The sequence below is a fragment of the Paenibacillus sp. P32E genome (assembly GCF_001909085.1).
GTDB classification, from domain to species: Bacteria; Bacillota; Bacilli; order Paenibacillales; family Paenibacillaceae; genus Paenibacillus_AQ; species Paenibacillus_AQ helianthi.
In genome coordinates, this window is sequence record NZ_LVYY01000010.1 from 40,981 (window position 1) to 61,436 (window position 20,456).

The window sequence follows — 20,456 nt, forward strand, 5'->3', positions numbered from 1 at the left end:
GCTGCTTGGTATGGCCGTCCCGGCTGCGTGTTCTCAGTCTTATGAACTAATGACGGAATTTCTGCCAAATGGTAGCGGCTGTGTCTACACCTTTTAACGCCATGGCTATTTTTCCAGGTGACTTCTTGGCATTTGCACTATCGTATGACTTCACGGTGCGTTCTTCTGCCGGACTAAGCGGAGTACTTTCTACCGATACAGCTTTAGCCTTTTCCTTCAGTTCACGCGACTTGCGGTACTTTTCAATGACGGTTACTGATACCTGCTTCATGGTCAGCGTCAGTTCATTCATGACGTCACCTAGGTTTTTCACGGAATCGACAATCGGATCAATCTTTTGAATTTTGCTCTGAACATCTGCGGTAATATCGTTCGCGTGTCTGACTGTGGTTTTCACTTCATAAGTAAGTTCGTCAATCGTTTTCTGCACTTCCTGCAGAGTCTGGCTGACCTTATCGAGGGATTCCTTCGCTGATTTCAAGGTTTTAATTAAAAAGTAGACGAGTACGGCAAATGCAATCGCCACGAGTGCGACGCTTAGATCAATAATCATTTCCAAAACCCCTTCCAAATCGTTGAATGTCTGCTTGCTCTGCCTTATTACTGCATAGTTACCCTTACGTGAATAGCCCGAAACAAAAGCCAAATCCCCCTCCTTGTTTGTTTCAAAACAAAACTCCCCGTTTAAACAATGACTACATTCGACTACACCCTACACACCGAAAGGATGACACATCATGTTAAAATGGTCGGTAATTCTGCTTGTTATTGCTTTAATCGCCGGTATTTTCGGATTCTTCAATGTTGTAGCTGCCGCTGTAGGCATCGCAAAAATACTGTTCTACATCTTCCTGATTCTCTTCATTGTTTCACTGTTTATGGGACGCAGGGGAAGATCGATGTAAATAGCATTAGCCGCCTTTAAGATCTTCTCCATATACAGGCACAACCTGAGCCCGGACTCCTGATGGAGTATCCGGGTTCATTGTGTGTGAAGCGGCATCCTGCGGCCTTTTCCCCACTGAACCTCATACCCGTTTCGGAATTCTCTTCTATCCTATTCACGCTGCAGAACATGTAGGCCTTGCACCAAAGACCGTTACTGTGAAAATAAAAAAATAAGACGTTTGGTTCATAGGGCCTTCTTTCTGTTTACAAGCTTATTAGCACGAATAAGGAAAAACCTGCTACAAACAAACCAATCCCAGGAGGAATCACAGATGAAAAAATTCGCCAGTATCGCAGTAGCCATGGGTCTTGTAGCTTCTTTTGCCGCAACGGCTTCAGCCGATGAAGTATCGGGTACCACCACAACCGTAACAGGCAACACCTACGGTGGGAAATTCGAGACTGTAATCACACAAGCAGATATTAAGCCAGCTACGCCTATGATTATCCTGACCAAAGCAACACCTTTCCACCTTTCCATGGACAGCATGACTCCAGCGGGCTGGTTAAGTGCACAGACCATTGATACCACTGGGGCTGTCAAGACCGACAGTTGGGGCAATGAATGGAGAGAAATTTACACATGGCTGGGAACAGCCTGGATCAAGGTGCCTGCGTCTGCTTATGTAATCACTCCAGCGATGTAATGATTCCATAATTGTAACTCCGGCAGGAAGAACATGCTATGAAGCATATTCTATACCCGGCCGAGCGCCCGTAAATCCCAGCCTTTTCGTACTCTTTACGGGCCTACATACGATAAGCCGTGCAGATCTAAATGATCCTGCACGGCTTATTTATGTCAGGGGCCTGCAACGGGGAATATCAATGAACATAAAAACAGAGGCTATCCCTTTAGTAGAATCAATCTACTAAAGGGATAGCCTCACAAAACACCCGCCCTAGTTCACCCGTCACAAACTTGTCCTGCTGTCGCTTCGCATCTCTACTATTCTATATTTTAGCGGATGACCGAGCCCCCGTAAAGGAAACGATTCACCCAAGAAGCGCTTAATTTATCAACCCGTACTCCGCCTGAAGCCACTGAATAGGTCTGAAGCAGCTGACCATCCCCCAAATACATAGCTACATGCGTAATTCTGGCCGTCAACTTGTCAATTCCGGCATATGCGGAAACCGAGCTACCTTGGTAATCCGTGAAGAACATCAAATCTCCACGCTTCAGTCCGGAAATATCGGTGACTACCGTACTGTTCTGCTTAATCCAGTCACCCTGCTGCCGGGAATCGGCAGGAAGCTTCAGATTGGCTGCATCCATAAAAATCTGCCGGATAAAATCGGAGCAATCAAAGGTGCTGGTATCGCTGCGGCTGGAGCCGAACTCATAAGGGGTTCCAAGGTAGCCCATCCCTGCAGCAATTACACTCTCAATGACTGCCGCCTGTGGCGGAGCCGTAGGCACCGGTGCAGGTGTTGGTGCTGGCGTCGGTACTGGTGTTGGCACTGGTGTCGGCACTGGTGTCGGAGCAGGAACCGGCAATGCCGTACCTCCATCCACTAAAATGTATTGATCCGACGAGCTTGTATATCCAACATTACCATTAGCCGTTCTTACCTTGTACCAGTAGCTATTCGGTACTTCCAAAATGGCAACCTGATCATCTTTATATAGATATCCCGTAATCTGCCCGCTCGTTGAAGGGGTATCCCGAAGACGGACTGTAGCTTGAATCACTGCTGTTTGTACTGCCGGAGCTGCGGCCACTTGGATATACTGCTCTCCCCTGCTTGTATATCCAACGTCACCGTCTACGGTTCTGACTTTGTACCAATAGCTGTTCGTTTCTTCCAGGATAACAACCTGGTCGCCCTTATTTAAATATCCCAGCACTTTTCCAGTTGTTGATGGAGCTGTACGCAGACGGACAGATGATACAATAACACCTGTTTGCGCTGCGGATGCCGAAACGGATGATTGGGCAGAAACAGAAGCGGCCTGCGCCTGCTGCGGATTGAACACCCCCAGAGATACCGCAAGTGATGCCGAGACCAGCAAAAATGATGCCAGCCCTTTATATGATACGATCATAGCGTTCCCCCGCTTAGCATAATGAGAAATTCAACAACGGCGCGCGCTTCGTTTGTTGCTTTCTGCCCTCATTATAGGCTTGACCGGGAAATGGAACATGCTCCAAATTTCACAAAAAAGCTTGCCAACTTATGGTAACTACCGGGTCTATAGTCTCGAATTCTCCTTGGATTTGGTGGAAATTACAGCTAATTAGAAGAAATTAAGGAATCTCAAGGCTTCGGTTCGACATGAACCTGCACATTCATGATGTTATGCAGCTTGCTCATCCGCTCCTCAATAGAGTCACTGATGGCGTGGCCTTGCTTCACTGTAATCTGGGCATCGACTTCCACAACCACATCCACCAGCACATGATTCCCGTGAACACGGGCTTTTAAGTCCTTGATACCTTCGACTCCGGGTGTGCGGGCAATCGTGCTTCGTAGATCCATCAGCTGATCCTGGTCGAATCCGTCCGTCAGGCGGTACGTTGAATCACGGAAAATATCCCATGCCGTCTTCAGTATCAGCAAACCGACAGCGACGGCTGCGGCGGAATCAATCCAGGGCAGACCGAATTGTGCCCCGGCAATTCCTACCGCGGCACCAATGCTCACCATAGCATCCGAGAAATTATCCTTCGCTGCAGCCATCAGTGCGTTGTTATTAATCTGTCTGGCGAGCCGTTTGTTATATATGTATACACCCATCATGGCTGCTGCACAGACGACTGCCACCCCGGCTGACCATAGCTGCGGCGTGGCCTTGGCTCCCTCAAACAGGGAGCGGACGGCCTCCACAATCACCTGGATGCCAACCATCGCCATGATAAAGGAAGCCAGGAGCGCCGCTACCGTCTCCGCACGGAAATGTCCGTACGTATGATCGGAATCAGGCGGTTTCCGTGAAATACGCAGACCGATCAGCACCGCAAGCGAAGCAACAATATCGGTGAGGTTGTTGAACCCATCCGCAAGCAGCGCACTCGAACCGAACACATAGCCGCTGATCAATTTGAAGGCCGATAGAATAAGATAGGCGATAACACTAATTAGAGCGCCCCGTTCACCTTTACGTATATCATCATAAATATCAACCAACCTTCATCCCCCCCTATTACTCTCTATACTGTTCCCGTGCCCCGGCAGATCATTCTTTGAATTATTCTTGCCCTTGTGGCAGCATTTAAAAACAATTAGAATAAAGGAAAGGACTTGCTACCTAAGGGGGTTAACATAATGAGCGAGAACCATGAAAAACCAAAAATTAATCTGGCGGATGCCATCCGGCAAAAACTGGAGCAGAAGAAACAGCACGCTTCCGGCAAGCCTGGTTCCACCTTTCAAGCCGGTTCTGCCAAACCGCTGAAAAGCCAGAATAACAAAAAGCCCAACAATCAGCGCCGCCGTACTGGCGGTTCCTAAGTAAGGTACTTGTTTATATTTGGAACATAAACGGCTGCGTTATCCCTTTCGGGACGACGCAGCCGTTTTTCTTATGAACATTGCTTGTTCAAGGCTTCTATATCATTCTTACACTTCTACAGGATACATCCGGGCACGCATTTCCTTGATTTCCGGATTCTCCAGATACTCATCATAGGTCATGGAGCGGTCGATAACCCCTGCCGGTGTAATTTCAATAATACGGTTGGCGATGGTCTGAATAAACTGATGGTCATGGGAAGTGAACAGAATCGTGCCATCAAAATCAATCAGTCCGTTATTGAGTGCAGTAATCGATTCAAGATCCAAGTGGTTGGTGGGCTCATCAAACACGAGCACGTTGGCACCGTTCAGCATCATCTTGGCCAGCATGCAGCGAACCTTCTCGCCCCCGGACAGCACACTTGCTTTCTTCAGCGCTTCCTCACCAGCGAACAGCATCCGTCCAAGGAATCCGCGCAGGAAGGTTTCGTCCTGATCCTTGGAGTATTGACGCAGCCATTCTACCAAATTCATGTTCACTCCATCAAAATAGCTGGAGTTGTCTTTCGGAAAATATGCCTGTGTTGTTGTCACGCCCCAAGTATATTCGCCGGCATCCGCCTCTTTCTCGCCCATAATCACATCGAAGAGCAGTGATTTTGGCTGAGAGTAAGGACCGACAAAAGCAATTTTGTCGCCTTTGTTGACCACAAAGCTGATCTCATCCAGCATCTTCTCGCCTTCCACCGATTTGCTCAGCCCGCTGATGGTAAGCAGTTGCTTGCCGGCTTCACGCTCAGGTTTGAAGTTGAGGAACGGATATTTGCGGTTCGATGGGCGGATATCGTCCAGCGTAATCTTCTCCAGCTGTTTCTTACGGGAGGTCGCCTGTTTGGACTTGGAAGCATTGGCGGAGAAGCGCTGGATGAACGCCTGCAGCTCCTTCATCTTGTCTTCCTTTTTCTTGTTCGAGTCACGCTGCAGCGCCTGGGCCAGCTGACTGGATTCATACCAGAAGTCGTAGTTGCCTACATACATCTGGATTTTGCCAAAATCGATATCGGCAATATGTGTACATACCTTGTTCAGGAAATGTCGGTCATGGGATACGACGATAACAGTACCTTCATAATCCATGAGGAAGTTCTCCAGCCAGCCGATGGATTCCAGATCCAAATGGTTGGTAGGCTCATCGAGCAGCAGGTTATTCGGACGTCCGAACAGGGCTTGCGCCAAGAGTACCCGGACCTTCTCGTTGCCGCTGAGTTCGGCCATTTTCTTATCATGCATTTCACGCATAATACCAAGACCGATCAGCATAGCAGCAGCATCAGGTTCTGCGTCCCAGCCGTTCAGTTCAGCAAATTCGCCTTCCAGCTCACCGGCGCGTAGTCCGTCAGCTTCGGTGAAGTCGCTTTTGGCATAGAGCGCATCTTTTTCCTTCATAATGTCATACAGGCGGGTATGGCCCATAATTACCGTTTCCAGTACCAGATACTCGTCATACTCAAAATGGTTCTGTTTCAGTATGGCCAGACGTTCGCCGGGTGTGATATGCACATCGCCGATGTTGGCTTCAATCTCTCCGGACAGAATTTTCAAAAAAGTGGATTTACCCGCGCCGTTCGCTCCGATCAGGCCGTAGCAGTTGCCGGGTGTGAATTTTATGTTGACATCCTCAAATAGTGCGCGTTTTCCGTAGCGGAGTGTTACGCCGCTTGTACTGATCATTAAGCATTACCATCCTTTTCACTTAGGGTTCCGGCTCATTATAGCATAAAAACAAGGAAAAAAGCCCGAAGATCCGCCTATAAAGTATAGTTTTGCCCAATAAACGGATACATGTAATCTCTATTGGGCTGGTGTCCGCTCCGCCGGATGTACAATCAGCGTTTCCCCATAAGCCAGTGTACGTATACGTTTCCCGTCAATTCCATGTGCCAGGCGTGCCTGTTCCATCCGGTCCAGCGCCTCCCGGGCCGTATCATCCGCCAGCCGGAAGGTTCCAAAGTGCATGGGGACCATCAATTCCGCGCCTACATCCATAAAGGCCTGAATGGCCTCCTCGGGAGTCACATGCTGCGAGCTCATGAACCATTCCGGCTCATAGGCACCGATCGGCATCAGCGCCACATGCAGCTTGAAGCGGCTGCCAATTTCTTTGAATCCCGGGAAAAAGCCGCTGTCTCCAGCAAAGTACAGATTGGGAGGCAGCTCATGCGCGGCTCCGTCACCCCGGGGATGCTTGCCGGGCTCAGCAGGCTGCAGCACAAACCCGCCCCAGTGGGAGGTATTGGTATCAAATGGCGTCCGCCGCGTCCAGTGCTGTGTCGGAACAAAGGTCAGCTTCACGGCTCCCAGGGTAAGCTCCTCCCACCACTGCATTTCCAGGCAGTTCGCAAAGCCTTTGCGCACCATCTTGCGCTTCAGTCCCACCGGCACCACGAGGGTGGTCCCCGCCCTGTACAGCTTGCGTATAGATGCCAGATGCAGGTGATCATAATGCGAATGGGAGATCAGAATGAGATCCACCGGGGGGATGCCGCTGAGCGGAATACCGGGCTGGCAGATCCGTTTTTCAAACCCCAGCCGCTGTGCCCATACGGGATCGGTAATGATATTCATCCCTTCATATTGAAGCAAAAATGTCGAATGCCCAATCCAGGTTATTGTCGTATCAAGACGATTCTTAAATAGATAGTCCAGCTTGGGCGGATGATTCGGCACTTTATAGGAGTAGTCCTTCTTCTTCATCCGCCGCTCCTCGCGCCACTGGCGGAGCTGCTTGAGCGTTTTGTCGGTACTGACATTGTCAATGTTATTGTAGCGTAATCTGGCCATTCCGCATCTCTCCTTAACAAGTTGCCGGAAAATATACTTTATTCTAACTATAGGATTCTACGAATGGTTTTGCAAAATCGCGTAATACCCAACCCTTATGCTACAAAGTTTAACCATTTGGTCCCAGGCTTAAGCGGAACGGTGCTGCAACTCTTTTGTATTGAGTGGCCAAAATGAGGTAAAATGCGGGTAAAGTACTTACGGTGCTTACGCCGTTTAAAGAGGAGCCAAGCGTATGAAGATTACATTTATTGAACCGACTCCCAGTCCCAATACGATGAAGCTTCATCTCGATGAGACTCTGGAGGCCGGAGTCCGCCGTACCTATACACCGGAGAGCCAGCGTTCCGCCCCTTCCTGGGCGCGGGAGATGCTCACTATTCCTGGAGTCACCAGCATTTATCACGCGGCCGATTTTGCTGCTCTGGAGCGTAGAGGCAATGCCGACTGGGCAGCGATTCTACGCGAGGTCCAGACCCGTTTCGGTGCGGAAGGCCTGAGCGCCGACTTCAATCTGGAGGATGAAAATGCCGGTGCCCACTTCGGGGAATCACAGGTATTCGTGCAGATGTTCCGCGGGATCCCGATCCAGATCCGCGTCAAGACCGGCGCGAGTGAGGAGCGCATCGCCCTCGCCGCCCGGTTCACGAAGGCGGTAACGGATGTGGCCAGCGCCGTAATGATCAAAGAGCGCAAGCTCACCGATTACGGCGTGCGCTATGGCGAGCCAGGCGCTATCGCGCGCGAGGTCGAGCAGGAGCTGGAAGCGGCGTATCCGCAGGAACGCCTCGACTCCCTCGTGCAGCAGGCCATCGCGCACGGGGCTGGCGGCGAGTTCATCGAGCAGCGGCAGAAGAAGGAACAGGCCGAGCTGCTGCGAGACCTGAAGGACGAGGACTGGCGCATGCGCTACGCCGCGCTGGAGGATCTTCAGCCTACGGCAGACCTCCTGCCGGAGCTGCGCACGGCGCTGCACGACCCCAAGCTGCATATCCGCAGGCTTGCGGTCGTGTACCTGGGCGACATCCGCACGCCCGAGGCGATGGAGCTGCTCTATGAGGCGATGGCAGACAGCGCCCCGGCCGTGCGGCGCACGGCTGGAGACACGCTGTCCGACATCGGCGATCCGGCAGCGACGCCGGTGATGACAGCGGCGCTTACAGACAAGAGCAAGCTCGTCCGCTGGCGGGCGGCACGCTTCCTCTACGAGGTTGGCACAGCTGAAGCTCAGGACGCGCTGAGCCTTGCTGCGGACGACCCGGAATTCGAGGTCGGCCTGCAGGCCCGAATGGCGCTGGAGCGCATCGCATCGGGTGAAGAGGCTGCCGGTACCGTCTGGCAGCAGATGTCGGAGCGCCGGAGAACCTGACGTTAACCTGCCTTAAATTGTCATTGCTTGCCCAGCCAAGTTGCATTATACTAATCCCTGTTGTGTTCATATCGTTACAAGATAGCCTCATCATACCTAAGATGAGGTAGAGGTCGCGGATATAAAGAGTACGCGCGTGGAGACGCTATAAGAGCCGTCTGTGAAACGCCGCCGAAAGGAATATCCGCCGAAGTCTGCGCCGCTGCTCTTATTAAGCAGTGCAGGCTGGGGCCGTCGCCGAAAGGCACGGAACTGTCACAGGGCTTGGCCCGTCAGGAGACTGCGGCCAGGCACTGTGTTGCGCTATCTGAACAGGGAGTATGGTGCGGAGCTGTAAATACAGGAAACCGCAGAATCCGTCTGCGGTTTTTTTTGTGCTTGCAGGATGGATATGCTACTTGGTTAGAGCCCTTGAACAGAAACATCACAATTAAGGGAGTGTTCTATTCATGAAAGCTAAGAAAGACGAACAGCAGCACATAACGGCACAGAGCAGTAATCCTGCCGCTCCGGGGCTGCGCAAAACCTTCAAGGCCAGACATTTAACCATGATCGCGCTCGGCGGCTCCATTGGAACCGGGCTGTTCCTGGCCAGCGGCGGCGCTATCGCTTCTTCCGGACCGGGAGGCGCGCTGCTGGCCTATACAGCGGTCGGCATTATGGTGTATTTTCTTATGACCAGCCTTGGAGAGCTGGCAACCTACCTGCCGGACTCCGGCTCCTTCAGCACCTACGGCACGCGGTTTGTCAGCCCTGCCTTCGGCTTCGCCATCGGCTGGAACTTCTGGTACAACTGGGCCGTCACCATCGCTGCCGAACTGTCCGCTGCCACAGTGATTATAAAATACTGGTTCCCGGACAGTCCTTCCGTGCTCTGGAGCCTTCTGTTCCTGCTGCTGATGTTCGGACTGAACTTCATGTCATCACGCGGTTACGGCGAATCGGAGTACTGGTTTGCAATTATCAAAATTATCACCGTAGTCGTGTTCCTGGCTGTCGGTGTGCTGATGATCTTCGGGATTATGGGCGGCAAGGCGGTAGGCCTCAGCAACTTCCAGCTTGGCGGGAGCTCCTTCCATGGCGGCTTCTTTGCCTTCGTCGGGGTCTTCATGGCTGCCGGTTTCTCATTCCAGGGTACTGAACTCGTCGGGGTTGCAGCAGGGGAGAGCGAAAACCCGCGCCGCAATGTGCCATTGGCCATCCGCCAGGTATTCTGGCGCATCCTGATCTTCTACATTTTCTCCATTCTTGTGATCGGGCTGCTTATCCCTTATACCAATCCGGATCTGCTCCGCGGCGGCATCGATGATATCGGTGTCAGCCCGTTCACCATTGTCTTCAATAAAGCAGGACTTGCGATTGCCGCATCCGTCATGAATGCTGTCATTCTCAGTTCTGTACTGTCAGCCGGAAACTCCGGCATGTACGCTTCCACCCGGGTCCTGTACGCAATGGCCAAGGATGGCATGGCACCGCGTGCGCTCGGCAGACTGAACCGCCGCGGAGTACCCGTAGGCGCTCTTCTCGTGACTACTGCCGTAGGCATGCTGGCTTTTCTGGCCTCATTCTTTGGTGACGGTGCCGTCTATAATTGGCTGCTTAATGCTTCGGGGATGTGCGGATTCATTAACTGGCTGGGCATTGCGGTGTGTCATTACCGTTTCCGACGGGCTTTTGTAGCCCAGGGCCATTCGCTGGATGAGCTGCCTTACCGGGCCAGATGGTTCCCCTTTGGGCCGTTGTTCGCACTGGCGCTATGTCTCATTGCCGTATTCGGACAGAACCTTGGTGCTTTCACAGGCGGCACCATCGATTGGTACGGCATCCTCGTCTCCTACGTCAGCCTGCCGCTGTTCCTGCTAATCTGGATCGGTTACCGCTGGTTCCGCCAGAGCCGCATTATCCCGCTGGATCAATGCGATCTGAGCACTCACGCAGATTAACAGGTGAATTTAATAGTCAATAGCAAAACAGGGATGTCCCGCAGCCAAATGGCTCGGTGGCATCCCTGTTTTGCTGAACCGCTGAGGGTTATTTCCAGGTCACATATACCTTCAAATCCCCGGTGTTATCAAACGGAGTAGTGTTATACGATAGGTTCTCCAGGCCTAAGCCGTACAATCCCTGCAGATCGATTTTGAGCAGTCTTTCGGTGCCCCGGTAACGGAACAAAAGGGACTGTTTACCTGACGCCACCGCTTCCTTCACGAGGGTATTCAACTCTGACGCAGAAGTAACCACCTGTCCCTCCTCATACAGACGATAGTCGAGCTTCTGCTGAAGGTCCTTGTATACAGACACGTTCTGCCCTCCGCGGCTCACCAGCTCGGACAAGGTCTGCGCGTAGCCGACGGATGCTGCCGGATAGGACTTGGTCCAGCTGTGATCATGCCGCATCTGGGCATCAGTCCGCAGATAGTAAAGCGTACTGATACCGCCCTCCGGGCTTGGTGTTGGATCGTCCCAGGTGGTATCCAAGTGGTACCAGCGCCCGTCAAGCTGGACCAGGTTCCAGGCATGCGATTGGGCAGGTCCACCTGCCGGTCTTGCTGTACCTTCAACAATTTTATTAGGGATACCCGCACCCAGAAGCAATTTATAAGTTAGCAGAGAATATCCCTGGCAGACAGCACTACCGGTCTCTAATCCTTCGTAAGCTGTATATTTGCGGTACGTAGCATCATATTGCAGATGCAGCACCACCCAGTCATGAATAACCTTCACCTTCTGGTGATTGTTCATCCCAGGAGTAATAATCTGCTGCAGAATCGTCTTCACCTGCTTGTTCACCAGAGCGGTCTGCTGCAATGTCTCCCGGTACTCCATCTGCACCGTTATGTTGGCTGAGCGGCTGCCCCCCTGGTAAGAAAAAGCGTAGCTGTCAATAATATAGTAGAGGTAAGGGTCACTGCCCATAGCCTGGTCAATGGCCTTTTGCACCAAGGATTTCAAATTGGCGGTCTTTCCTTCATATACGAATGTGATGTTCTCTCTCCGGTTATTCATTGCTGCAGTCAGCTTCTGGGCCATTTCCGTTCCCGATTGAAGCACGGTTTGAGTGCTGGCCGCATAAGCCTGGTCCCAACCCCAGTATAGTGCCGGCGGCAGAGCCGCACATATAAGCACGCCTCCCAGAATGGTCTTCATCAGCGACAAATGCTTTTTCCCCATAGATCCTGTTCCTCCTGCATGCCCTATAATGGCTCACCCAATAGTATGTACTGTATAGTAGATGCCGAAAATCCAGTCTGCACAACCGTAGCATCCCATATACCTTGCATTTTATTCTTGGAGCAATTCCCATCGTAAAATCTTGCTATATATTCTCTATTATCGGTTCGTCACAGCCGCAGAATAAGGCCCGCAGCTAAACAATGTCCCTAGCGGTTGTAAAACATATAAATCTGAATATGCAAAAAAACTGCTTCCCGGCAGTTCCTCTGCCAGAAAGCAGTATACAATGTCCGCCGCCATATTACCACAGCTTCAGTTCTGCATGAATGCCCTTTTACACGCTTGCAATAATACTGTCTCCAGCCTTCATGTACAGCGGAGTTCCGGGTTCTGCCACCGTGCCGCCCTGTAGCTGAAGCTTCAGCTCACGCGAATAGCTCAACCGGCATAAGCTATCCTGCCCGGCTGTAATCTTGGCAGAGACAAGTACATGGTCCTGCCACTCCATATCCACCACGAAGCCACCCCGGGCTCTAAGCCCTTCCACCCGGCCGTTGTTCCAATGATCCGGCAGTGCGGGCAGCAGGCTGATTTCACCCAGATGGCTCTGCAGCAGCATTTCCGCAATCCCTGCGGCAGCTCCGAAATTCCCGTCAATCTGAAACGGCGGATGGGCATCGAACAAGTTCGGGTACACGGAACGGGTTAGCAGCGTACGCACAAAACCGTATGCGGCGGCTCCATCCTTAAGCCGGGCGTACAGATTGATCAGCCATGCGCAGCTCCAGCCGGTGTGGCCTCCGCCGGAGGCGATCCGCTTCTCCAGTGACAAGCGGGCGGCTTCCAGCAGATCCGGAGTTTCCTTCTCATTAATCATATTCCCGGGATACAGCCCATACAAATGGGAGACATGACGGTGCCCCGGCTCAGACTCGGTGAAATCCTGGAACCACTCCTGCAAGCGCCCGTCTCTACTGATCTGCAGAGGGAACATACGGGCAGCCGCCTCTTTCAACTGAAGCCGGAAGTCTTCGTCAACACCGAGAATATTAGCGGCTGTAAGGCAATTTCCGAACAATTCGCGGATAAGGCTCATATCCATAGCCGAACCCATAGAGATACTGCACGGCCGGCCATCTTCCGTTACAAAACGGTTCTCCGGCGAGGTAGAGGGACTCGTAATCAGCATGCCATCCGGCCCTTCCGTCAGCCAGTCCAGACAGAATAACGCCGCCCCTTTCATCAGCGGATATGCCGTCTGTGCAAGGTATTCGCGGTCCGGGTTAAACGCATAATGTTCCCACAGGTGGCTGCTGAGCCATACCCCGCCCATTGGCCAGAAGGCCCAGCTGGCATCCCCGCCCGAAGGGGATGAATGACGCCACAGATCCACATTGTGATGGGCAACCCAGCCACGGGCCCCATAATGAATAGCGGCTGTTCTTGACCCGGTGACACTGACCTCACGAATCAAATCGATCAAAGGTTCATGACATTCACTCAGATTGCAGACCTCAGCCAGCCAATAGTTCATTTGTGCATTAATATTGGTGGTATAGTTGCTGTTCCATGGCGGTGTCAGATGAGGATTCCATATTCCTTGTAAATTGGCAGCCTGGGTACCCGGCCGGGAACTGGCCATCAGCAAATAACGGCCATATTGAAATAAAAGAGCCTCCAGTGCCGGATCGGACTGACCTTCCCGGTATGCAGCTAAACGCTGGTCCGTCGGCAGTGCAGCTGCTTCCCAGCCCCCGAGATTGAGGTCCACACGGCGGAAGATGGCCTGGTGGTCATCCACATGACGTTGCCGCAGTTCCTCATGCGGCCTCTGCGCAGCCGCCGATAATCGCTCTGCACAAATTTTTGCAGGATTTGGAATTGTCGTAGAGATTTTAGCCAGGTCGGTGCGGATATGTGCCGCCTTTTGCTTCAGCTCTTCGTAAGTTGTACCTGCTGCAAGCAGCAGTACTACGCTGTCCGCACCGGTGATTACAATCTTTCCTTCTACTGTCTGTACACTTCCGCCGGTAACCTTCGCCTCCAGCTGCAGTTCAAAGCCAATACCTAGTCCCTCCTCATACTGGACCGGGTACGGATGATCCCCAAAATAATTATCGGCTACATACGTAGGACACTGCCCGCACATCGTCAGCTTTTGCTGTCCGCTGCTTTGCACACTATGTTTCAAGAGGCTATCCATTGAGATGACCAGCTCAAGCTTCCCCTTTATCTCACTTGCCACCCGAACCACGCAGACTCCATCGGGAGCGCTGATAAAAGCCTCACGGGTAAATGTACAATCATCCGTTCGATAGGACACGGTGGCAATGCCGCTGTCCAGATCCAGCTCCCGGCGGTACCCCTCAGTATTCTCCACTCCCGGATGCTCCAGATACAGATCGCCCAGCGGTAAATACGGCTGTGTGTTTACACCAAGCATACGCGTGTTAATAAGATCCTCAGCCCCGCCATAGTTGCCTTCTGAGACCAGCCCGCGCACCTTCTTCAAATAACGCTGAGCTTCGTAATTGTTGCTGTCACGGGGAAACCCTGCCCATAATGTATCCTCATTAAGCTGAATGCGCTCCTTGGCTGCTCCGCCGAACACCATAGCTCCCATATGCCCGTTACCGAGCGGCAGCGCTTCTTCCCAGACCGCTGCCGGCTGGTCATATTTCAATATCCAGGTGTGTGCTTTGCTCTCCTCCGCCATTCCCTCTCCTCCTCCAAGTCCCTAACTACAGGCAAAAGGCCCTGACCAAAGTCGGGCCTTTGCTTTACATTAGCAGATAGCAGATAAATGCTTCAATTACTAATTTGTTGATTTACAGATCCTTACCAGTCCACAGGGATACTCTTGCTTTTACGAGATCAGTGTATTCTGCTTCCATCTTTTCAGCACCGGCTTTGTTCAGCTCAGCGATGAATGCATCATATACCTTATCGAAGTCAGCTGGTTTGGACAGGATGGCTTCTGGAATACGTTTACGGATAATATCCTGCGTTTTCTTGAAGGTAACCTGATAATCGCCATCTGTAGGAGTAGGCATGTTGTACAACGCGCCCCATTCCTTAACCGGGAAGTCGGATTCCTTAGGGAACAAGTCCTTCCATGTTGTAGCTTTGTAAGCCTTCAAGGTTTCTTTCTCAGCATCTGAATATGCAGCTACGATTTGTTCAGGGAAGTTAGTGGTGTAGTAGTTGCCTGTGGAATCCTTCACACCGTCACCATAGTGAGCAGTCAAAGCTGTGTACAGGCCAATCCCTGTTTCTTTGGCAAAATTGTTAGCGTCATCTGTTTTCTTCTTTTGAACATCAGCAGGAATTACACGTTTGCCGTCTGCGTTAACCGTATATTGTTTTCCTTCAATCCCCCAGTTCATCAGCACCTGGCCTTCGTCAGAAGCGAGCCAGTCCAGGAACTTAATGGCGCGAACCGGATCTTTACAAGCGGTAGTAATGGCGATTCCAGATGCATCAACACCTGCAGATTGGAAAGAATGGTCTTTGTACTCATCGGTCAAAGTCACAGGGAAATGAGCATAAGTATACTCGTCTTTACCTGCTGCCTTCAGAGCATTCTCACCGTCTTGGTATTCCCATTCCTGGGAGATCAGACCGAGCACGCGTCCGCTGGCCACTTTAGCTTTATATTGGTCATCTTTTTGTACAAAAGTATCTTTGTCCAGCAGCCCTTCGCTGTACATGTGGTTCAACCAACGGAAATATTCTTTTTCAGCTGGACGTTTGTAGTGAAGTTGTGCTGCATATGTCGTTGGATCTACATAATATTCACCATCATCCGGTGCACCAGTGGTTAGGAATGCCGGGTTGGTAACCGTGATCATGATTTTCCAGTCATCTGCATTCAGCGTAAGCGGAATGGTTGGCTGACCGTCGGTTTCAGGATGTTTGGCTACATAGTCTTTAAGCACCTTTTCATAATCTTGAACGGTCTTCACTTGAGGATATCCAAGTTCTTTCAATACACGCTGCTGAATTTCAAAACCGCCTCCGGCGTCAAAGGATTGTTGGTCAACCCCGGCATTTGTAGGAATGGAGTAGATTTTTTGATCGTCTTTGCTGTATTTCAAACGCTTCATATTATCGCCGTAGACCTTTTTCAAGTTAGGCGCATACTTGTCGATCAAATCTGTCATATCGATAACCAGACCTGCATCAACCAGTTTACTTAGATTACCTTTAGCAAAGATCAGATCAGGCACGTCACCGCTGGCTGCCATCAGAGAAATCTTTTGTTCACCGCCGCCGCTGCCTACATCATATTCAGCATTCAGGGTTACACCGGTTTTTTCCGTAATGACTTTACCTACTTCGTCCTGCATTTTGTTCCAGTTAGGGCTGGCATCAGCACCAAAGAATGAGAATGTAACGGGGCTGGTATCTGCAGTTGTATTGGCTGCACTATCGGTAGCAGTTGCAGTCGACGCATTATTTCCGGTGTTAGCCGCATTTTTACTGTTGTCAGCGTTGTTGTTTCCGCCACAGCCGGCAATCAGCATGGAACTCATGAGCATGAGCGTGAAAGCAGTCTTGATACTCTTGCTTTTCATTTTTTATCCCCCTTGTAATGTGTGTTTCATCTATGCATATCAGGATAGTCCTGAATATACCATTGATAACGCTTGCAAAACCAATATAAATATAATTCCAATTCTTATTCTTTGAAAAAGATCATTGGGAATGTTTCCTGATCCGTCCATTGTTGAATCAGGAAACACGATCCCATGAATCTGTTCCATGCTTGGCCTAAGCCTTAACTGCACCTAACGTCATACCGCCTACAAAATACTTTTGCAGGAATGGATACACCACAAGAATCGGTACTGTTACTACAATAGTAATAGCCATCTTGATGGATTCAGGCGATATTTGCGCCATCTGCTTCGCCATATCATTAGCATTTACCATGCCGCTGCCCTGGTTGGTTGTTGCCAGCACCTTCATCAGCTCATATTGGAGCGTAGTCAGATGCGGCTTATTGCCGTTGTACAGGTAGGTGGTGAACCACTCATTCCATTGTCCTACAGCCAGGAACAAAGTGATTGTTGCTAGTACGGGCATACAGAGCGGCATGATGATCTTGTAATAAATCACGAAGTCATTGGCGCCGTCCAGCTTCGCCGATTCCTGCAGGGCGAAAGGCAGTCCGTCCATGAAGGAACGGATGACGAACACGTTGAAAGCGGAAACTGCACCCGGCAAAATGTAAATCCAGAACGTTCCGATCAGATTCAAATCTCTCATCAGAATGTACATAGGTACCATACCGCCAGAGAAATACATCGTCATTGCCAGGAAATACGAAACAAATTTCCTTGCTCTGAACTCCGGACGGCTTAGTGTAAAGGCCAGCATCGAAGAGCTTATAAGCCCTAGAATCGTACCGGATACAGTCCGGAGAATTGAGATTTTGAAGCCTTGAATCAGCCCTGTGTAGCTGAAGATCTGTTTATAGTTATCAAGCGTCAGAACCCTCGGCCAAATGTAAATGCCCCCTCGGACGGTGTCTGTAGATTCATTTAAAGAAATCGCGAGCACGTTCAAGAAGGGATACAACGTCACGAGCATTATGATCCCAAGAAAAATGTATAGAAAGATGTCGAACACACGTTCAGACTTTGTCATTTGAAAAGCTTTGCCTGCCACCCTTATCCCCTCCTTACATGATGCTTTCTTTAGTGAATTTCTTCATAACACCGTTGGCTGTAAGCAGTAAGATTACACTGACTACCGAGGTGAACATGCTAATGGCTGTACCATAGGAGAACCGCCCGATCTGAATCCCGTACTTAAGCGCATAGATATCCAACACTTCGGAATAATCCGTAACGAGATTGTTGCTGAGCTGGAACTGCTTTTCGAAGCCAATACCGATCAGATGTCCAATGGACATAATCAGCAATACCGTAATAGTGGTACGAATACCCGGCAAAGTAATATTGAACATTTGCTTGATTCTTCCGGCACCGTCTACTTTTGCAGCTTCATAGAGTTCTTTATCGATCCCTGTAATCGCTGCCAAATAGATAATCGCATTCCAGCCCGTTTCTTTCCACAGATCCGCTGCCGTTACAACACCCCAGAACATCTTAGCCTTCGCCATGAACTGAATCGGCTCGTCTATGATATGAAGATGTGTCAACAGATCGTTGACAATCCCTCCGTCGATCGCGAGTGTCTTATAGACAATCCCGCCAACAACAACCCAGGATACAAAGTGAGGCAGGTAGGATATGGTCTGAACCGTTCTCTTGAAAACACTCCCCCGCAGCTCGTTTAGCATTACCGCAAAAATTATCGGAACAACGAATCCGAATACGAGTCCAAGTCCACTCATGGCCAGGGTATTTCTCAGAACAAGATAGAAACGTTCATCATGGAAAAGCTCCTTAAAATTCTTAAGCCCTACCCATTTCTGATCTCTAAACGACTTGATCGGTTTATAATTCTGAAATGCCATCAACCATCCCCATAAGGGCACGTAACTGAAAACAAATACCCAGATCACGAACGGTAGAGACATCAGATACAAGTACTTTTGCTGCAGTACGCTTTTCCAAAATCCACTATTCCGTTTCGTAGGTGGGACAGGGGTTACGCTTTCATTAACTGTAACACCATTCTCCGTGAGCGCTTTCACGTTCAATATTCCCCCTTCGTTTTGTATACACATATCATAACGTACACCACTAGGGGAGAATACCCGACAGATTTTACGTAAAACCAGTGCTAATTAGACATTCAGTGAAAGCGCTACCCTTGAGACCTCACAATCGGGGAATCGAGAAGGAAATTTCTGTTCCTATCCCCTTTTTACTGGATATATTGAGCCCATGTGATTCCCCATAATACATTACCAGTCGCTGATGAACGTTACGCAGCCCGATGCGGCTCTGAGGTTCCTCCTCAGCCTGGGAGATGACAGAGACAATCTCGGTAAGCCGCTCCTCTGACATACCGATTCCATCGTCGGTAACGCATACCTTAACTTCATCCTCATGGAGTGTTATGCTGACATGGACATGCACCGTGCCCGCTTTGTTCTCCAGCCCATGGACCACCGAATTCTCAACCATGGGTTGAATGATCAGGGGCGGAATCAGGATATCTGCGGCTTTGGTATCGAACTCTATTTCATATTCCAGCCGCTCTTCGTAGCGGAACTTTTGAATCTCCAGGTACGAACGCATCATTTCCACTTCTTCTTTGATCGGTGCCCGGTCCCGGCCCACTTCCAGGTTTTTACGCATCAGCTTGCCCAGCAGCCGCACAATGTTGGCAATCTCCTTCTCCCCCTTAAGGTGGGCATTCATACGGATCGATTCCAGCGCATTGAACAGAAAATGCGGATGAATCTGACTCGCCATCATTTTCAGCTTGATCTCTCTCTGGGCGATCTCCAGCTTGTTGTTTTTCTCATTGCTCTCCACGACTTGTGACAGCAGACGGTTAATACTGGCTACCATATAATTGAACTGGCGCGAGAGTTGGCCGATTTCATCGGTCCCGTCCATTTGCGAGACTACGTTCAGATTGCCGAGGGCGACTTGATTCAATTGACGGCTCAGCCGCAGCAGACGATTGGTCATCAGAAAAGAGATAACATACACCAGCACCAGTGCAATCAGCAGGACACCGCCAATGATCAGCAGCCCCAGAAGACTTACCTTGTTCGCAGAGCTCAGTATACTCTTGGTTTCAAAGACAGAGATTACTTTCAGCCGGCTTACACTAAGCTGCGGCCGGATCTCATCTACGATGACATAAGAATCCTTGCCCTTGACTGTTGTCCGGATGACATTTTTGTCCGTTTTCTGCAGATCCATCCCGATATCAAACGCGGCGAGCGTGCTGCCCACCAGATGCGGATTCTTAGCGGCCACAATATATCCCTGCTCATCTGTAATAATCGTCTCAAACGGCTCCTGGTAGAGCATCTGGTTCAGTTCATCCTGTACCACCTGCACCATCAATATTCCCGTTTTCTGATATTCGGGGTAAAAAACCTGCCGGACCAGACTAAGCTTGTTGATCGTTCCTTTAGTACTGTTGATATAGGCCTCTTTGTCCGGGATATACATCCAGTTGAGACCCGGGCCCTTCATGGCACTTTTATACCAGTTCTTCGATTTGATCTCTGGAGTCAGCGGAGCGATAGACATGTTATCTACAAGCGTAGGGTTATCTATAAAAAAGCGGATGTTGGAAATCTCCCTGTACTGCAGAATATAATCCTGGAAATCCGTATAATTCAGATAGGCCTTCGTCAGCTCCAATATGCCGGGGTATTTTGTATTGACAAGCTTTTCAAGATTACTGTCAAAATAAAGCAGATTGGAAATGTCCGTCGGCACCCGCAGTTTGGTTACCATTTGACTCTTGATCTTCTCCACATTATTCGTTGCCTGTTCAATGGCTCTGTCCAAGGCCGCACTGCGGAAATAGCTGGTCAGTATAATCCCGACGATTAACACGGGTATCATCACCACAATAATGTAGAAAAAAATCAGCTTGTACTTCAGCTTTAAATTATTGATCATTCGCACCAGCCCTTTAATGCCAATCCCTCCTCCCAATGTTTCCGCCCAAATCATGAGAAACAGGCTGCTCCCCCGCATCTGCTGCAGCATGGGAACAG

The 20,456-nt window shown here is 50.3% G+C and carries 16 protein-coding genes and 1 riboswitch; of the genes, 5 read left to right on the forward strand and 11 right to left on the reverse strand.

Going from position 1 to position 20,456, the window contains the following annotated elements:
- Nucleotides 1-46 precede the first annotated feature (46 nt).
- Nucleotides 47-553, reverse strand: a complete 507-nt coding sequence (locus A3848_RS10865; RefSeq protein WP_074085079.1) for a DUF948 domain-containing protein — start codon at nucleotides 551-553, stop codon at nucleotides 47-49.
- Between the two features lie 184 nt (nucleotides 554-737).
- Between A3848_RS10865 and A3848_RS10870 the strand changes: the two genes are divergently transcribed.
- Together A3848_RS10870 and A3848_RS10875 are read left to right on the forward strand one after the other, a co-directional pair.
- Nucleotides 738-905 (forward strand): DUF1328 domain-containing protein, encoded by a 168-nt coding sequence (locus A3848_RS10870; RefSeq protein ID WP_074084988.1) that lies wholly within the window; start codon nucleotides 738-740, stop codon nucleotides 903-905.
- 315 nt (nucleotides 906-1,220) lie between these two features.
- On the forward strand, nucleotides 1,221-1,595 hold the full coding sequence (locus A3848_RS10875; protein WP_074084989.1) for a hypothetical protein: 375 nt from the start codon (nucleotides 1,221-1,223) through the stop codon (nucleotides 1,593-1,595).
- 314 nt (nucleotides 1,596-1,909) lie between these two features.
- On the opposite strand, the gene A3848_RS10880 is transcribed toward A3848_RS10875, so the two are convergent.
- Nucleotides 1,910-2,998, reverse strand: coding sequence for a C40 family peptidase (locus A3848_RS10880; protein WP_074084990.1), 1,089 nt, complete (start codon nucleotides 2,996-2,998; stop codon nucleotides 1,910-1,912).
- A gap of 212 nt (nucleotides 2,999-3,210) precedes the next feature.
- Entirely contained in the window at nucleotides 3,211-4,080 is an 870-nt protein-coding gene (locus A3848_RS10885) for a cation diffusion facilitator family transporter (RefSeq protein ID WP_074084991.1), read from the reverse strand.
- A 138-nt stretch (nucleotides 4,081-4,218) separates the two neighbouring features.
- Between A3848_RS10885 and A3848_RS10890 the strand changes: the two genes are divergently transcribed.
- Nucleotides 4,219-4,404: a hypothetical protein gene (locus A3848_RS10890; protein WP_074084992.1), complete on the forward strand. Its 186-nt coding sequence runs from the start codon at nucleotides 4,219-4,221 to the stop codon at nucleotides 4,402-4,404.
- Nucleotides 4,405-4,512: 108 nt separating this feature from the next.
- Here A3848_RS10890 and A3848_RS10895 read toward each other — a convergent pair whose 3' ends face one another.
- Entirely contained in the window at nucleotides 4,513-6,138 is a 1,626-nt protein-coding gene (locus A3848_RS10895; RefSeq protein ID WP_074084993.1) for an ABC-F family ATP-binding cassette domain-containing protein, read from the reverse strand.
- Between the two features lie 120 nt (nucleotides 6,139-6,258).
- Nucleotides 6,259-7,248, reverse strand: a complete 990-nt coding sequence (locus tag A3848_RS10900) for an MBL fold metallo-hydrolase (protein WP_074084994.1) — start codon at nucleotides 7,246-7,248, stop codon at nucleotides 6,259-6,261.
- A gap of 235 nt (nucleotides 7,249-7,483) precedes the next feature.
- Here A3848_RS10900 and A3848_RS10905 point away from each other — a divergent pair, with 235 nt between their 5' ends.
- Nucleotides 7,484-8,617: a virulence factor gene (locus A3848_RS10905; RefSeq protein WP_074084995.1), complete on the forward strand. Its 1,134-nt coding sequence runs from the start codon at nucleotides 7,484-7,486 to the stop codon at nucleotides 8,615-8,617.
- Between the two features lie 99 nt (nucleotides 8,618-8,716).
- A riboswitch (Lysine riboswitch) is annotated at nucleotides 8,717-8,931 on the forward strand.
- 135 nt (nucleotides 8,932-9,066) lie between these two features.
- Nucleotides 9,067-10,560: an amino acid permease gene (locus A3848_RS10910; RefSeq protein WP_074084996.1), complete on the forward strand. Its 1,494-nt coding sequence runs from the start codon at nucleotides 9,067-9,069 to the stop codon at nucleotides 10,558-10,560.
- Between the two features lie 88 nt (nucleotides 10,561-10,648).
- On the opposite strand, the gene A3848_RS10915 is transcribed toward A3848_RS10910, so the two are convergent.
- The 6 genes from A3848_RS10915 to A3848_RS10940 all read right to left on the reverse strand — a co-directional run bounded on the left by A3848_RS10915 (nucleotide 10,649) and on the right by A3848_RS10940 (nucleotide 20,448).
- Nucleotides 10,649-11,788, reverse strand: a complete 1,140-nt coding sequence (locus tag A3848_RS10915) for a transglutaminase domain-containing protein (protein ID WP_074084997.1) — start codon at nucleotides 11,786-11,788, stop codon at nucleotides 10,649-10,651.
- A gap of 337 nt (nucleotides 11,789-12,125) precedes the next feature.
- Complete coding sequence (locus tag A3848_RS10920) at nucleotides 12,126-14,507, reverse strand: glycoside hydrolase family 95 protein (RefSeq protein WP_074084998.1); 2,382 nt, start codon at nucleotides 14,505-14,507, stop codon at nucleotides 12,126-12,128.
- Nucleotides 14,508-14,619: 112 nt separating this feature from the next.
- Nucleotides 14,620-16,368: an ABC transporter substrate-binding protein gene (locus tag A3848_RS10925; RefSeq protein WP_074084999.1), complete on the reverse strand. Its 1,749-nt coding sequence runs from the start codon at nucleotides 16,366-16,368 to the stop codon at nucleotides 14,620-14,622.
- A gap of 196 nt (nucleotides 16,369-16,564) precedes the next feature.
- Nucleotides 16,565-17,464 (reverse strand): carbohydrate ABC transporter permease, encoded by a 900-nt coding sequence (locus A3848_RS10930; RefSeq protein WP_178381970.1) that lies wholly within the window; start codon nucleotides 17,462-17,464, stop codon nucleotides 16,565-16,567.
- 13 nt (nucleotides 17,465-17,477) lie between these two features.
- The gene (locus tag A3848_RS10935; RefSeq protein ID WP_074085000.1) at nucleotides 17,478-18,458 is read right to left on the reverse strand and encodes an ABC transporter permease; all 981 of its coding nucleotides are present in this window, start codon (nucleotides 18,456-18,458) and stop codon (nucleotides 17,478-17,480) included.
- A gap of 127 nt (nucleotides 18,459-18,585) precedes the next feature.
- Nucleotides 18,586-20,448, reverse strand: coding sequence for a sensor histidine kinase (locus tag A3848_RS10940; protein ID WP_083612072.1), 1,863 nt, complete (start codon nucleotides 20,446-20,448; stop codon nucleotides 18,586-18,588).
- Nucleotides 20,449-20,456 lie beyond the last annotated feature (8 nt).

Bases quoted from the DNA above. Each gene is read 5' to 3' on its own strand.
- A3848_RS10940 (WP_083612072.1), bottom strand. From the start codon at position 20,448: ATGCTGCAGCAGATGCGGGGGAGCAGCCTGTTTCTCATGATTTGGGCG.
- A3848_RS10880 (WP_074084990.1), bottom strand. From the start codon at position 2,998: ATGATCGTATCATATAAAGGGCTGGCATCATTTTTGCTGGTCTCGGCA.
- A3848_RS10895 (WP_074084993.1), bottom strand. From the start codon at position 6,138: ATGATCAGTACAAGCGGCGTAACACTCCGCTACGGAAAACGCGCACTA.
- A3848_RS10910 (WP_074084996.1), top strand. From the start codon at position 9,067: ATGAAAGCTAAGAAAGACGAACAGCAGCACATAACGGCACAGAGCAGT.
- A3848_RS10900 (WP_074084994.1), bottom strand. From the start codon at position 7,248: ATGGCCAGATTACGCTACAATAACATTGACAATGTCAGTACCGACAAA.
- A3848_RS10890 (WP_074084992.1), top strand. From the start codon at position 4,219: ATGAGCGAGAACCATGAAAAACCAAAAATTAATCTGGCGGATGCCATC.
- A3848_RS10915 (WP_074084997.1), bottom strand. From the start codon at position 11,788: ATGGGGAAAAAGCATTTGTCGCTGATGAAGACCATTCTGGGAGGCGTG.
- A3848_RS10905 (WP_074084995.1), top strand. From the start codon at position 7,484: ATGAAGATTACATTTATTGAACCGACTCCCAGTCCCAATACGATGAAG.
- A3848_RS10920 (WP_074084998.1), bottom strand. From the start codon at position 14,507: ATGGCGGAGGAGAGCAAAGCACACACCTGGATATTGAAATATGACCAG.
- A3848_RS10865 (WP_074085079.1), bottom strand. From the start codon at position 553: ATGATTATTGATCTAAGCGTCGCACTCGTGGCGATTGCATTTGCCGTA.
- A3848_RS10870 (WP_074084988.1), top strand. From the start codon at position 738: ATGTTAAAATGGTCGGTAATTCTGCTTGTTATTGCTTTAATCGCCGGT.
- A3848_RS10925 (WP_074084999.1), bottom strand. From the start codon at position 16,368: ATGAAAAGCAAGAGTATCAAGACTGCTTTCACGCTCATGCTCATGAGT.
- A3848_RS10875 (WP_074084989.1), top strand. From the start codon at position 1,221: ATGAAAAAATTCGCCAGTATCGCAGTAGCCATGGGTCTTGTAGCTTCT.